General features: G+C 62.5%; 13 protein-coding genes. 5 read left to right on the top strand and 8 right to left on the bottom strand.

Annotated features, from left to right (window positions below; all coding sequences use genetic code 11):
• Positions 1 to 114: 114 nt before the first annotated feature.
• Positions 115 to 609, bottom strand: a complete 495-nt coding sequence (locus AWB76_RS37840; protein ID WP_061165195.1) for a dihydroneopterin aldolase — start codon at positions 607 to 609, stop codon at positions 115 to 117.
• A 310-nt stretch (positions 610 to 919) separates the two neighbouring features.
• Here AWB76_RS37840 and AWB76_RS37835 point away from each other — a divergent pair, with 310 nt between their 5' ends.
• The 3 genes from AWB76_RS37835 to AWB76_RS37825 are packed head-to-tail and all read left to right on the top strand — an operon-like array spanning position 920 to position 4952.
• The gene (locus AWB76_RS37835; protein ID WP_061165194.1) at positions 920 to 2977 is read left to right on the top strand and encodes a sigma-54-dependent Fis family transcriptional regulator; all 2058 of its coding nucleotides are present in this window, start codon (positions 920 to 922) and stop codon (positions 2975 to 2977) included.
• Complete coding sequence (locus tag AWB76_RS37830) at positions 2974 to 3573, top strand: flavoprotein (RefSeq protein ID WP_061165193.1); 600 nt, start codon at positions 2974 to 2976, stop codon at positions 3571 to 3573. Before AWB76_RS37835 ends, AWB76_RS37830 begins: the two co-directional genes overlap by 4 nt.
• A complete protein-coding gene (locus AWB76_RS37825; RefSeq protein ID WP_061165192.1) occupies positions 3552 to 4952 on the top strand; it encodes a DUF6513 domain-containing protein in 1401 nt (466 codons plus the stop codon). Before AWB76_RS37830 ends, AWB76_RS37825 begins: the two co-directional genes overlap by 22 nt.
• On the opposite strand, the gene AWB76_RS37820 is transcribed toward AWB76_RS37825, so the two are convergent.
• A complete protein-coding gene (locus tag AWB76_RS37820; RefSeq protein WP_061165191.1) occupies positions 4949 to 5497 on the bottom strand; it encodes a thioredoxin family protein in 549 nt (182 codons plus the stop codon). The two genes, AWB76_RS37825 and AWB76_RS37820, sit on opposite strands and share 4 nt — an antisense overlap.
• A 98-nt stretch (positions 5498 to 5595) precedes the next feature.
• Here AWB76_RS37820 and AWB76_RS37815 point away from each other — a divergent pair, with 98 nt between their 5' ends.
• Both AWB76_RS37815 and AWB76_RS37810 read left to right on the top strand, forming a co-directional pair.
• A complete protein-coding gene (locus AWB76_RS37815) occupies positions 5596 to 5892 on the top strand; it encodes a hypothetical protein (protein ID WP_061165190.1) in 297 nt (98 codons plus the stop codon).
• Positions 5889 to 6269: a type II toxin-antitoxin system VapC family toxin gene (locus AWB76_RS37810; RefSeq protein WP_341845326.1), complete on the top strand. Its 381-nt coding sequence runs from the start codon at positions 5889 to 5891 to the stop codon at positions 6267 to 6269. Before AWB76_RS37815 ends, AWB76_RS37810 begins: the two co-directional genes overlap by 4 nt.
• Before the next feature lie 39 nt (positions 6270 to 6308).
• Here AWB76_RS37810 and fba read toward each other — a convergent pair whose 3' ends face one another.
• From fba to AWB76_RS37780, 6 genes are read right to left on the bottom strand one after another with little or no spacing between them, the layout of a single operon-like run.
• Positions 6309 to 7346 (bottom strand): class II fructose-bisphosphate aldolase, encoded by a 1038-nt coding sequence (gene fba / locus AWB76_RS37805; RefSeq protein ID WP_061165189.1) that lies wholly within the window; start codon positions 7344 to 7346, stop codon positions 6309 to 6311.
• Between the two features lie 29 nt (positions 7347 to 7375).
• On the bottom strand, positions 7376 to 9418 hold the full coding sequence (gene tkt / locus AWB76_RS37800) for a transketolase (RefSeq protein WP_061165188.1): 2043 nt from the start codon (positions 9416 to 9418) through the stop codon (positions 7376 to 7378).
• Positions 9419 to 9453: 35 nt separating this feature from the next.
• A complete protein-coding gene (locus AWB76_RS37795; protein WP_061165187.1) occupies positions 9454 to 10326 on the bottom strand; it encodes a phosphoribulokinase in 873 nt (290 codons plus the stop codon).
• A gap of 48 nt (positions 10327 to 10374) precedes the next feature.
• Positions 10375 to 11469, bottom strand: a complete 1095-nt coding sequence (locus tag AWB76_RS37790; protein WP_061165196.1) for a class 1 fructose-bisphosphatase — start codon at positions 11467 to 11469, stop codon at positions 10375 to 10377.
• A gap of 16 nt (positions 11470 to 11485) precedes the next feature.
• A complete protein-coding gene (gene cbbX, locus AWB76_RS37785; RefSeq protein WP_061165186.1) occupies positions 11486 to 12424 on the bottom strand; it encodes a CbbX protein in 939 nt (312 codons plus the stop codon).
• A 15-nt stretch (positions 12425 to 12439) separates the two neighbouring features.
• On the bottom strand, positions 12440 to 12856 hold the full coding sequence (locus tag AWB76_RS37780) for a ribulose bisphosphate carboxylase small subunit (RefSeq protein WP_061165185.1): 417 nt from the start codon (positions 12854 to 12856) through the stop codon (positions 12440 to 12442).
• Positions 12857 to 13011: the final 155 nt, after the last annotated feature.

Below are 13011 nucleotides of genomic sequence, written 5' to 3'. Positions count from 1 at the left end.
TGCTTTCTTTGGTTACTTTCTTTGCAGCAGCAAAGAAAGTGACTGCCGCCCCGCACAGGGGCAGTGCTTATAGACCACTAAGAAAACGGGAATCGGCGAAAACGAAACTAAAATTCACTCAGGCACAAACCCCCGCCCAATCCAGGCGAGACTAACAGGACCCCCACCCCCGCGCCCCTCGACGCTGCGCCGTCGCTCGATCACAACCCCAACAGCATCGACATCATCGAACTTGGCTGGCTTGGCGAGCGAAATCCTGACCCAATGCGCACCAAAATCCGCGATGACCATCTGCGCGATGCGCTCCGCCAGCGCCTCAAGCAACTGCAATCCATGCGATGCGAGCAAGCCGTGAATAGCCTCCCGCACTGCCGCATAATTGACCGTATCCTCGATCCGATCCGTCACGCACGCACGCAACGACGGCACGCCGATCGCAAGGCTCATCCGCACTGTCTGCGGATCATGCAGCTCGCTCTTGTCGATGCCGATTACCGTCTGCCCCGTGAGTCCTTCGATATAAACGATATCCATCGCGGCACGCGCATGCGACGCGCCAGTGTGCGGCGCAACATGAACAGCTTCGCGGATCGGTTCGAATCGGCCCATATGCTTGTCGCCTCGAAAGAAACCCCGACGCCCATCGCCAAGGTCATCCATCGATAGCAAGCAAAAACCGGGCGCGTTCAGCTTACTCTATGCGACTACTTATTGAACGTACGCGCCTAAGGATGTAAAGTTTTTGAGAAACCGGTCGTTCGGGTCCCAGACAGCACCTGAAATCACCCGACATCCGGCCACGAGGCGCGCCTTCAGGCACGATTGGCCGCAGCGCCAACGTCAAACACAACAGATTCGACGCCGGACGGCCGCGCGGTTCACCGCGCACCGGAATGCGGCGCAACGGAGACTTGCCCCCATGTCGTCACTCGCTGACGTAGACACGCATGTCCGGGAAGTGCTGAACATCGTCAATAATCCGCTGGCCGCACGTCGCGCCAGCGATTCGGTCGCGCAATCGTGGCTGCGGTGCCTCACGGAATTCAGGCTCGATCCGGGCCGCTTCGTCATGCCGCCCGTGCTCGCCCAGCACGAACTCAACGAGCGACGCGAAGCCGCAAGCGATCTCATCGCCTGCTCGAAGCTCGAAATGACGACGCTCTATCAGCAACTCGCCGATCCGGAACTCGCCGTCGTGCTGGTCGATGCCGATGGCGTCATCGTGCATCAGGTGTCGTCGGTGCCGTTCGGTGAGGCCGTCGCCGCCGATGGTCTGCGCGTCGGCGCACTGTGGAGCGAGCGCGAGGCCGGCACCAACGGCATGGGGACCTGCCTCATCGAACGCGATTGCATCGCCGTATGCCAGCACGAACATTTCTATCCGCGCTATACGTCGCTCACATGCTCGGCCGCGCCGATCTTCGATGAACGCGGCACCGTCGTCGGCGTGCTCGATGTGACGAGCCGCTCAAAGCTTCTGCAACAGCATTCGCTCGTGCTCGTCGGCATGTCGCGGCAGATGATTGAAAATCGTCTGATCGATGCGCGCTACCGGCACGCGAACATGATCCACTTTCATAGCCGGCCCGAGTTCGTCGGCACGCTGCATGCGGGCAAGCTCGCCGTCAGCGACGATGGCGTCGTGCTCGCCGCAAGCCGCAGCGCCCTCTTCCAGCTCGACCTGCGCTCGCCCGCGGAACTGTGCGGCAAGCGCATCGAGGAAGCGTTCAACGCGTCGCTCGAAGACATGATCGCGCGCAGCATCCGCGGCTCGTTCCATCCGGTGACGGTCTATAGCGCGAAAGCCAACAGCCGCTTCTTTCTCACGGCGCAGACATCGCGCGAAGGCGCGAAAGGCGCGACACGTATCCTCATGAGCGATCCGGCCGCGCGCGATCTGTCGGCCCCCGCCGCGCGCACGAAAGCGCCGAAGAAGGACACGCGCGAGCCGGCATCGACCGGCCGTCTCGACAAGCTCGCGCATCTGGAATTCGGCGATCCGCGCATGGCCTCGCAGATCCAACTCGCCGCGCGCGTCATCCAGCGCAAGATTCCGATCATCCTGCGCGGACAGACGGGCACCGGCAAGGAAGTATTCGCCAATGCGCTGCACAGCATCAGCCCGAACGGCACGGGTCCGTTCGTCGCGGTGAATTGCGCGTCACTGCCGGAGAATCTGATCGAGAGCGAACTGTTCGGTTATCGCGCGGGCGCGTTCACGGGCGCGCAGCGTGAAGGTCGGCGCGGCAAGATCGTGCAGGCGAACGGCGGCACGCTTTTCCTCGACGAAATCGGCGATATGCCGCTCACATTGCAAGCGCGTCTCCTGCGCGTGCTCGAAGAGCACGAGGTCACGCCGCTCGGCGCGGAAACCACGGTGAAGGTGGATTTTCAGTTGATCAGCGCGAGCCACCGCAATCTCATCGAGCTCGTGCAGACGGGCATGTTCCGCGAGGATCTGTATTACCGACTGAACGGCATCGAGATCAATCTGCCGCCGCTGCGCGAACGCGCGGATGCGCTCGCGCTCATCGGTCACATTCTCGAAACGGAATCCGAGGAGCCGCCCGCACTTTCCGCCGAGGCGAAACAGGCGCTGCTGAGTTATCCGTGGCCGGGCAATATCCGCCAGTTGCGTCATGTGCTGCAAATGGCCATCGCGCTCTGCGACGGCCCCGAGATCCGCTGCGCGCATCTGCCGCCGGAAATCGTGAACGGCGCGGCTCCGTTTGCGCAGGCTGCTGCGCGGGCAACGACTTCCCCGCCACCGCATCTTGCCGATGACGCCGATACTTCGTCGCTCAACGCGATCCAGGTGAAGGAACGCGAGACCGTGCTCCAGTTGCTCGACGAACATCGATGGAACGTGAGCAACGTCGCGAAGGTGCTTGGCATCAGCCGCAACACGCTGTATCGCAAGATGCATCGGCTGCATATTCGACTCTCGCACGATACGCCCGGCGCACCCGACGCATGACGCAACCCACGCCTGCCCGCCGGCTCGACGAGTTCAAGCCCGACGCGCGCTTCGCGTGGTGCGTGACAGGCTCCGGGCATATGCTCGAAGAGTCGATCGCGCTCGCGCGGCAATTGCCCGGCGTCGATCTGTTCCTCTCCGCCGCCGGCGAGGAAGTGCTGCCGCTCTATGGCTGGACCATCGCGAAACTGCGCGAGCACTTCAAGGTGTTGCGCGACAACAGCGCGAGCAGCGTGCCCGTCGGCATGATCTATAACGGCGAATATCACACGATCGTGATCGCGCCCGCGACGAGCAATACCGTCGCCAAATGCGCGTTCGGCATCTCCGATACCTTGCCCACCAATCTCTATGCGCAAGCCGGCAAGCAATGCGTGCCGGGCATCGTGTTCGCATGCGATACCGCGCCCTCCGTCATCACGCAGGCCCCGCACGAATGGGTCGAAGTGAGGCCGCGCGCGATCGAGTTCGAGAATGTCGAGCGGCTCGCGCGCTTCGCGCATACCACCGTGGCCCGCTCGCTCGACGATCTCAAAGCCGCGCTCGATCAACGCCTGTCGGACCTGAAGCTCGCATGGAACACATCGTCTTCCTGACGGGGCGGCTCGCGCAACCGAGCCTTCAGCACGTGCTCGAAAGCATCGCGCCCGTGGCCGCGGGATCGCCATTCACCTGGGAAGTGCGCGAGATCGGTCTTCAGGTCGCGGGCTTGATGACCGCCGACATGATCCGCCGCCGCGTCGCGACGCCCCTCAGCGAAGGCACGAGCCGCATGATCGTGCCCGGCCGATGCCGCGGCGATCTCGATGCCCTCACCGCGCATTACGGCGTGAAAGTCGAGCGCGGACCCGAAGAGGTGAAGGACTTGCCGCAGTTCTTCGGGCGCGAGGCGCGGCATGTCGATCTGTCGCGCTACGAGACGGAGATTTTCGCGGAGATCGTCGATGCACCACGCCTCGATCTCGATGGCATCACGGCGCGCGCGCGCGAATACAAACGCCAAGGCGCGGATGTCATCGATATAGGCTGCCTGCCGGAAACGCCGTTTCCGCATCTCGAAGATGCGGTCGCGATGCTGAAGGAGCAAGGCTATCGCGTGAGTGTCGATTCGATGCGAGAGGAAGAACTCATACGCGGCGGACGCGCGGGCGCCGACTACGTGATGAGCCTCAACATCGATACATTATGGATTACTGATGAAATTGCATCGACGCCGATAATCGTGCCGCGCGAGCCTGCTGACGTCGCATCGCTCGATGCCGCCATCGAAGCGATGACCCGACGCGGCCGCGCCTTTCTCGCCGATCCGATCCTCGATCCGATTCCGTTCGGACTCGCGGCGTCGATCGCGCGCTATGTGGCCTTGCGCGAGCGTCATCCCGATGTGCCGATCATGATGGGCGTCGGCAACGTGACCGAACTCACCGAGGCGGATACGAGCGGCATCAACGCGGTGCTGTTCGGCATGGCGGCGGAATTGCGCATCGCCGCGGTGCTGACGACTTCAGTGAGCCTGCATGCGCGACGTGCCGTTCGCGAAGCCGATGTCGCACGTCGCGTGATGCATGCCGCGCGCGAAACGCAGACGCTGCCCAAAGGCATTTCCGCCGATCTGTCCGCGCTGCACGCGAAGCGGCCGTTTCCTTACGACGCCGAGGAAATCGGCGTGTTCGCCGCCGCCGTGCGCGATCCGAACTTTCGCGTGCAGGTGTCGGCGGACGGCATTCATGTCTATAACCGCGATGGACATCACGTCGCCATCGATCCGTTCACGCTCTATCCCGAACTGAAGGTCGAGCACGATGGCGGACACGCGTTCTATCTCGGCGTGCAACTCGCGCGCGCCGAGATCGCGTGGCAACTCGGCAAGCGCTTCGATCAGGATCAGCCGCTCGATTGGGGATGCGAGGTCGATCGGCCCGACGACGATCTGTTGGCGTGGCATGCGCCCGGCAGCACGAAAAAGAAGCGCTAAGGCTTCCATTTGATCGAGCAGCCTAACGCCGGGAGTTGCTCGCCGGGCGCTTCGCCGTCTTCCGCGATCGCGCGCATCGCTTCGAACAATTCGCGGCGGGCTTCGGGCAAGGCTTCCTTGCGCGATGCATCGATTCTGCCGCGATATTTCAGGCGCAAATCGCGGTCGAAGCCGAAGCATTCGGGCGTGCAGACCGCGCCATAGGATCGCGCGACTTCCTGCGTTTCATCGTGCAGATAGGGGAACGGCAGGCTCCATTCTTTTGCGAGCGCGATCATGCGGTCAAAGGCGTCGTCGGTATAGACGGATGCATCGTTCGAATTGATGCCCGCCATATTCACGCCGATTGCCTTCAACGCGCGCGCATCGCGGATCAGGTTCGGCAGCGCTGCCTTCACATACGGGCAGTGATTGCACATGAAGACGATCACGAGGCCGTTCGCGCCCTTCAGCGAATCGGGCGTGTGCGTGCGGCCGTCGGTCGCGGGAAGCAGGAAACCGGATGCGATCGCGCCGAGTTCGGCTGTCGGTGATTCGGTAGGCATGAGATAGCTCCCAATTGTTTCGATTGGCCGTTCGGCATATTGGCGAGGTGATCGGAGTCGGATAGCATCGAATCTCTTCTTAGTTATCCGGAGTGTTCATGTACATATTCAGTGTTGAAGAGGCGCAGAAGGACTTGCCCAGGATTCTCGAAATGGTGGCGGAAGGCAAGGATGTGGCCATTGGCGGTGATCGTCCGGCGTTGTTGCTTGGCGTGAGGGCGGTCGGAAATCTGTCCGACGGTGATCCTGAATCGTGCGGTTCGATGGTCATCGGACGTGTGGATGACGAATCCGTGCTTGAGGACGAACTCGTCAAACCGTTGCCCGATGACATCATTGCAGCGTTCTACAAACCGCGGATATACGACGCTGCCCCCGTACCCGAGAGCCGATGATGCGCTTGCTGCTCGATACGCACGTCTATGTCTGGAGCGTCTCGAACGATCGCAGAATGCCGAACGACTTTCGAAAAATGATCGCCAAGGCCGAGCAGGTTTTCGTCAGCACCGCGAGCATTTGGGAGCTGTCGATCAAATCCGCACGAGGCAAGCTCGAGCCGAATGGCGAGCGAGCCATCGACGAGCTGAATGAGCAATCGGTCATCGTGCTTCCGGTTCAGCTCAAACACGCTCTGGCCGTGCGTGCCATGCCTGACCTGCATCGCGATCCATTCGATCGCGTGCTGGTCGCGCAGGCGCGCACCGAAGTGCTCAGATTCCTGACCGTCGACAGCGAACTCGCTGGATATCTCAACGCGGCCACGCCCGCCTGACCCCGCGCCGCCCGTCATGATCCCACGAGCGGCGCGCCCTCAGTGATACCGCTTCGCCATCGCTTCCAGCCCCATCGGCCTGATGCGATGCGCATGTCCCGCGCACCCGAACGCCTCGAACCGCTCGATACACAAATCCCGAGCCGCCGCTGTCGCCGCCTTCAACGCATGTCGAGGATCGAACTCCGACTTCGCCGACGCCATCGCGCGCCGCATGGCGCCGGTCATCGCGAGGCGGATGTCCGTATCGATGTTCACCTTGCGCACGCCGTTCGCGATGCCGCGCCGAATCTCATCGACGGGCACGCCGAAGGTCGCCGGCATCTCGCCGCCGTGCTCGCGAATAATTGCGAGCCATTCCTGCGGCACCGACGACGACCCGTGCATCACGAGATGCGTATCCGGAACGCGCGCGTGAATCTCGGCGATGCGATCGATCGCGAGAATATCGCCGGTCGGCTGGCGGCTGAACTTGTACGCGCCGTGCGACGTGCCGATGGCAATCGCGAGCGCATCGATGCCCGTCGCTTTGACGAACGCGCGCGCTTCACCGGGATCGGTCAGCAAGCGATCGTGGCTCAGCGCGCCTCGTGCGCCGACGCCATCCTCCTCTCCGGCAAGCCCGGTCTCCAGCGATCCGAGACAACCCAGTTCGCCCTCGACCGACACGCCCACCGAATGCGCCGCCTCGACGACGCGCCGGCTCACATCGACGTTGTAGTCGTAATCGGCGGGCGTTTTCTGATCGGGCATGAGCGAGCCATCCATCATCACGGACGTGAAGCCCGAACGAATCGCCTGCTGGCACACGGACGGACTCGCGCCGTGATCCTGATGCAGCACGACCGGAATATCCGGATGCGCCTCGACCGCCGCGAGCACCAGATGCCGCAGATACGGCTCGCCCGCATACTTGCGCGCGCCCGCCGACGCCTGCAGGATGACCGGGCTTCGCGTCGCCTCGGCCGCCTGCATGATGGCGTGGACCTGCTCCATGTTGTTGACGTTGAACGCGGGCACGCCGTAATCATGCTCCGCCGCGTGATCCAGCAACTGCCTCAGTGCGATGAAAGCCATCGTGATATCTCCGTGCAGAGTGCGAAAAATCAGGTGGCGACGCGGCGTGCTTCGTCGATGAGCGCATCGGTCGTCACACCGAAGTGCGCGAACAGCTCGCTCGCCGGCGCCGACTCACCGAATCGGTCGATGCCGATCACGCCGCCGTTGAGCCCGACGTACTGCCGCCAGAACGCCGTCACGCCCGCCTCGATCGCGACGCGCGGCACGCCTTCGGGCAGCACGCGTTCGCGCCACGCGTTGCATTGGCGGTCGAAGACGGTGGTCGATGGCATCGACACGACGCGCGCGAGAATGCCCTCTTCCTTCAGCGGCTCGACGGCGGCGAGGGCGAGCGCGACTTCGGAGCCGGTCGCGATCAGCACGACGCGGCGCGCATCGCGATCGCACGTCGACGGCCAGTCGCGAAGCACGTAGCCGCCGCGCTCGATGCCATCGATCTGTGCTTCATCGCGCGGCACGAACGGCAGATTCTGGCGCGACAGCAGCAGGCACGCCGGCCGATCGCGCTCGATCGCGCTGATCCACGCCTGCATCGTCTCGACCGTATCGCACGGACGCCATACGTCGAGCCCCGGAATCATGCGCAGCGTCGCGGCGTGTTCGATCGGCTGATGCGTCGGGCCGTCCTCGCCGAGACCGATGGAATCGTGCGTGAAGACGAACACGGTGCGCGTCTTCATCAGCGCGGCCATGCGCAGCGCGTTGCGCGAATAATCGGAGAACGTGAGAAATGTTCCGCCGAACGGCAGATATCCGCCATGCAGCGCGACGCCGTTCAGCATCGCGCTCATGCCGAACTCGCGCACGCCGAAGTGGATGTAATTGCCCTTCTCGGGCGCCGCGCTCACATCGACGGCATCCTTCCAGCGCGTGAGATTCGATCCGGTCAAGTCGGCCGATCCGCCGAGCAGTTCGGGCAGCGCGCGCGCCAGACCTTCGATCGCCAGGTGCGACGCCTTGCGTGTCGCGACCGTCTGCCGCGCGCGATCCGCGTCGCGCACGAACGCATGGGCCGTATCGCGCCAGTTCGCGGGCAGCGCGCCGCGCACGCGCCGCTCGAACTCGGCGGCATCGTCAGGAAAGACGCGACGATACGCATCGAAACGGCGATTCCACTCATCCTGCGCCGCCGTGCCCGCCTCGCGCGCGTCCCACAGCGCGTGAATCGACGACGGAATCTCGAAAGGCGCATGCGTCCAGCCGAGCGCGCGCCGTGTCGCTTCCACTTCGTCCGCGGGCAACGGTGCGCCGTGCACGTCGTGCGTGCCGGCCATCTTCGGCGCGCCGAGACCGATCACCGTCTTGCAGCAGATCAACGTCGGACGATCCGACTCGCGCGCGCGTTGCAGCGCATGCGATACGTCATCGACATCGTGGCCGTCGACCGCACGGATCACGTTCCAGCCGTACGATTCGAAGCGCTTCGGCGTGTCGTCGGTGAACCAGCCGTCGACATGACCATCGATGGAAATGCCGTTGTCGTCGTAAAGCACCGTGAGCTTGCCGAGCCGCAGCGTGCCCGCGAGCGAAGCCGCTTCATGCGACACGCCTTCCATCAGACAGCCATCGCCCGCAAAAACATACGTGCGATGATTGACGATCTCATGCCCCGGCCGATTGAACTCGCGCGCAAGCAGCGCCTCAGCGAGCGCCATGCCGACCGCATTCGTGAGACCTTGCCCGAGCGGCCCGGTCGTCGTCTCGACGCCGGGGGTGACGCCCACTTCAGGATGCCCCGGTGTCTTGCTGCCCATCTGCCGGAAGCGTTTGATCTCGTCGATGGACAAGTCATAGCCGGAGAGATGCAAGAGCGCATAGAGCAGCATCGAACCGTGCCCGTTCGACAGCACGAAGCGATCGCGATCGGGCCAGTCGGGATCGGCGGGATTGTGCTTCAGATGACGCCCCCACAGCGCGACGGCGATCTCCGCCATGCCCATCGGCATGCCGGGATGACCGGAGTTCGCCTGGCTGACGGCATCGACGGCGAGCATGCGCAACGCGTTCGCCATCTGCCGCGTGTCGGGCGAGCGATGAAGTCCGGGCAAAGCTTCAGCGACGGCATTCATGAGATGCCTCCTTTGATACGTGATGGAAACCTTTTCTATGCGCGCGCGCGCCGGTCGCGCAGTTGCAGGATCATCGGCGTGAAGATGAGCTGCATCGCAAGACCCATCTTGCCGCCGGGCACGACGATCACATTCGGCCGCGACATGAACGAGTCGTGCAGCATCGTCAGCAGATACGGAAAGTCGATGCCCTTCGGCTTCGCGAAGCGGATCACGACGAAGCTCTCGTCGGGCTGCGGAATCTCGCGCGACGTAAAAGGGTTCGACGTATCCACCGTCGGCACGCGCTGAAAATTCACATGCGTGCGCGAGAACTGCGGGCAGATGTAATTCACGTAATCGGGCATGCGGCGCAGGATCGTATCGACGACCGCTTCATGCGAATAACCACGCATCGTCTGATCGCGATGCAGCTTCTGAATCCATTCGAGATTGATGATCGGCACGACGCCGACGAGCAGATCCGCATGTCGCGCGATATCGATCTTGTCGGTCACGGCCGCGCCATGCAGGCCTTCATAGAACATCAGGTCGGTGCCGGGCGTGATGTCTTCCCACGGCGTGAACGTGCCGGCGTCCTGCTTGTAGTGCGCGGCCTCGCCTTCGTCGTGCACGTAATGACGATACTTGCCGCCGCCGGTTTCGCCGTAGCTATCGAAGAGCGCTTCGAGCTCTTGCAGCAGATTCGCTTCTGGGCCGAAGTGGCTGAAGTTGAGCAGGCCGTCGCGCTCGCTCTGCTTCATCGCTTCGCGCATGCCGAGACGGTCGTATCGATGGAACGCGTCGCCTTCAACGATCTGCGCGTTGATTTTTTCGCGCCTGAAGATATGCGTGAAGCTCTTCATGACGGTGGTGGTGCCGGCCCCGCTGGAACCGGTCACCGCGACGATCGGATGTTTGACTGACATGCGCTTGTCTCCCTGTACGTTTTGGTGAGCGCTGTTTCAGAGGCAGGATCAGGCTTCGGTTTCGGGCAGGAACAACGAGCGTTCCTTGAACAAAGGCGATGTGAACGGCTTGTCCTCGCCGCGATCGTATTCGCCGTGATAGCGCTGGATGCGATCCACTTCGTTGCGCGACCCGAGTATCACGGGCACGCGTTGATGCAGCGCTTTCGGTTCGACATCGAGAATGCGCTCGCGGCCGGTAATCGACAGCCCGCCCGCCTGTTCGACGATGAAGCTCATCGGACTGGCTTCGTACAGGAGACGCAGACGTCCTTCCATCTCGGGTGTCTTGAAGTCGCGCGGATACATGAACACGCCGCCGCGCATGAGGATGCGATGCACTTCCGCGACCATCGATGCGATCCAGCGCATATTGAAGTCCTGCGCGCGGCAGCCGGTGCGGCCGTCCTTGCATTCCTGCACGTAGCGGCGCACGGGCGGCTCCCAGAAGCGCTCGTTCGACGCGTTGATCGCGAACTCGCATGAATCCTCGGGAATGCGGATATCGGAATGCGTGAGCACGAAGTTGCCGACATCGCGTTCGAGCGTGAAGCCGTGCGTGCCGTTGCCGACGGAGAGCACAAGCATCGTCGATGGTCCGTAGATCGCGTAGCCCGCCGCGACCTGCTCGCGGCCCGGACGCAGAAACGATGCATCGCCGGGTGCGCCGCTTTCGTCGCTGCCGCGTCTGAGCACGGAAAATATGGAGCCGACGACGCCGTTGATATCGATGTTCGACGAACCATCGAGCGGATCGAACGCAAGCAGATACTCGCCGCGCGGATACGGTTCGGGAATTGCGTAGACCTCGTCCATCTCTTCGGACACCATGCCCGCGAGCAGCCCGTCCCATTCGCAATGCTGCAGGAAGATATCGTTGGTCACGAGGTCGAGCTTCTTCTGTTCCTCGCCGTGCGTGTTGATCGATTGCGCCGAGCCGTGCTGTCCGCTCAACGCGCCGCGCGTCAATGCGGCCGCAATCGTCTTGATCGATGCAGCGATATCGATAAGCAGTGCAGACAGACCGCTTGACGCTTCGGGTCCGGGCTTGCGGTCCAGTGTGTCGATCAGGAACTTCGATAAGGTCGTGCGTCCGTCCTGCATCGCGCGCTCCTTCAAGTTATGAATCGGTGAACACGCGGCTCGCGCGGATGTCGCTTGCGTCGAGTTGCATCAGTGCGTTGGCATCGGCGACGCCGTTACCGCTTTCGGCGGCCTCGAACAGACGGTTCGCCTGACGCAGGCGCGCGCGATCCAACGCGTTGCGTACCGAGCGCGCATTGGCGAAGTTCGGCTGTCTGATGCGATGCGCGAGATAGTCTTCGAAGGCCCGCCGCGCGTCGTCGTCGAAGCGATAGTGCATGTCGGCCAGCATATGCTCGGCGATTTGCAGAAGCTCGCCGGGCGCATAGTCCGGAAACACGAGGTGATGCGCGATGCGAGAACGAAAGCCGGGATTGCTGTGGAAGAACGTCTCCATGCGCGATTCGTATCCCGCGAGGATCACGACGAGATCGTCGCGCTGGTTTTCCATCGTCTGCAGCAGGATTTCGATGGCCTCCTGCCCGTAATCGCGCTCGTTCTCAGGGCGATACAGGTAATATGCCTCGTCGATGAAGAGGACGCCGCCCATTGCGCGCTTGAGCACTTCGCGCGTTTTGGGCGCGGTATGGCCGATGTACTGTCCGACGAGATCGTCGCGCGTCACAGAGACGAGATGATTGCGCCGGATATAGCCGAGTTGATGCAGCACTTGCGCCATGCGCAGCGCGACGGTGGTCTTGCCGGTTCCGGGATTGCCCGAGAAGCACATGTGCAGCGTGGGCGCACCCGATGCGATGCCGAGCGTCTCTCTCGCGCGCTCCACGAGCAGATGCGCCGCGATTTCGCGGATGCGCGTCTTGACGGCCGCGAGGCCGATGAGATCGCGGTCCAGTTCCGCTAGTACCTCGCCGATGCGTGATTCGCGATAGAGCGCCATCAGGTCGGCGTGCGTCGCTTGCGTTTGCGTGTGCGTTTGAAGAGGCGCTGCTTCGAGGGTGGCTTCGGCGTCGCTCATGATCTCTGTTCCTCATCAATAACGCTCGCCGCTCGGGCGATCGGTTGCGTAGGTGCGGATCGCGTAGCGCTGGATGCGGCTTCTATCGTCCTGACGTTCCAGGCGGAAGCCTCTTTCTTCCGTCGGGCGGTTCACGATGAAAGACAGACGCATCGTTTCGAAACCGCGCACCGAGTCGAAGGCGTTCACCTTGATGTAGTGGTTCGGGTAGGTCTTGCGGCATTCGTTCACCTCCATCAGCACGCCGGCAGCCTCGTGGAGATCGAACATCGGGAGGCCCCACATTTCCCAATACGTGTTTCTTGGGTGGGGATCGTCGGTGTATTCCACCGAGCAGGACCAGCCTTGGTCCAAGGCGTAGTTTATTTGCGACGATATCTCTTCGTCGGTCAATGGTGGGAGGAATGAAAACGTTCCTTGTGTGATGTTCATTTCGGGTTCCTATTTGTTTGGTCTGGATTGGCTTATGTGAAATCCTGTTTTCTCGTCGGTCTATTTGCGCTGCCCCTGTGCGGGGCGGCAGTCACTTTCTTTGCTGCTGCAAAGAAAGTAACCAAAGAAAGCAGCTCGATACGCCCGCGGTCACA

This window comes from Caballeronia temeraria, from assembly GCF_001544795.2.
Taxonomy (GTDB): Bacteria; Pseudomonadota; Gammaproteobacteria; order Burkholderiales; family Burkholderiaceae; genus Caballeronia; species Caballeronia temeraria.
The sequence above is the reverse complement of the archived record's forward strand: the minus strand, read 5'-3'. Positions and strand labels throughout refer to the sequence as shown.

Bases quoted from the DNA above. Each gene is read 5' to 3' on its own strand.
- AWB76_RS37780 (WP_061165185.1), bottom strand. From the start codon at position 12,856: ATGAACATCACACAAGGAACGTTTTCATTCCTCCCACCATTGACCGAC.
- AWB76_RS37790 (WP_061165196.1), bottom strand. From the start codon at position 11,469: ATGCAGGACGGACGCACGACCTTATCGAAGTTCCTGATCGACACACTG.
- cbbX (WP_061165186.1), bottom strand. From the start codon at position 12,424: ATGAGCGACGCCGAAGCCACCCTCGAAGCAGCGCCTCTTCAAACGCAC.
- AWB76_RS37830 (WP_061165193.1), top strand. From the start codon at position 2,974: ATGACGCAACCCACGCCTGCCCGCCGGCTCGACGAGTTCAAGCCCGAC.
- AWB76_RS37810 (WP_341845326.1), top strand. From the start codon at position 5,889: ATGATGCGCTTGCTGCTCGATACGCACGTCTATGTCTGGAGCGTCTCG.
- AWB76_RS37795 (WP_061165187.1), bottom strand. From the start codon at position 10,326: ATGTCAGTCAAACATCCGATCGTCGCGGTGACCGGTTCCAGCGGGGCC.
- AWB76_RS37825 (WP_061165192.1), top strand. From the start codon at position 3,552: ATGGAACACATCGTCTTCCTGACGGGGCGGCTCGCGCAACCGAGCCTT.
- AWB76_RS37815 (WP_061165190.1), top strand. From the start codon at position 5,596: ATGTACATATTCAGTGTTGAAGAGGCGCAGAAGGACTTGCCCAGGATT.
- AWB76_RS37820 (WP_061165191.1), bottom strand. From the start codon at position 5,497: ATGCCTACCGAATCACCGACAGCCGAACTCGGCGCGATCGCATCCGGT.
- AWB76_RS37840 (WP_061165195.1), bottom strand. From the start codon at position 609: ATGGGCCGATTCGAACCGATCCGCGAAGCTGTTCATGTTGCGCCGCAC.
- tkt (WP_061165188.1), bottom strand. From the start codon at position 9,418: ATGAATGCCGTCGCTGAAGCTTTGCCCGGACTTCATCGCTCGCCCGAC.
- fba (WP_061165189.1), bottom strand. From the start codon at position 7,346: ATGGCTTTCATCGCACTGAGGCAGTTGCTGGATCACGCGGCGGAGCAT.
- AWB76_RS37835 (WP_061165194.1), top strand. From the start codon at position 920: ATGTCGTCACTCGCTGACGTAGACACGCATGTCCGGGAAGTGCTGAAC.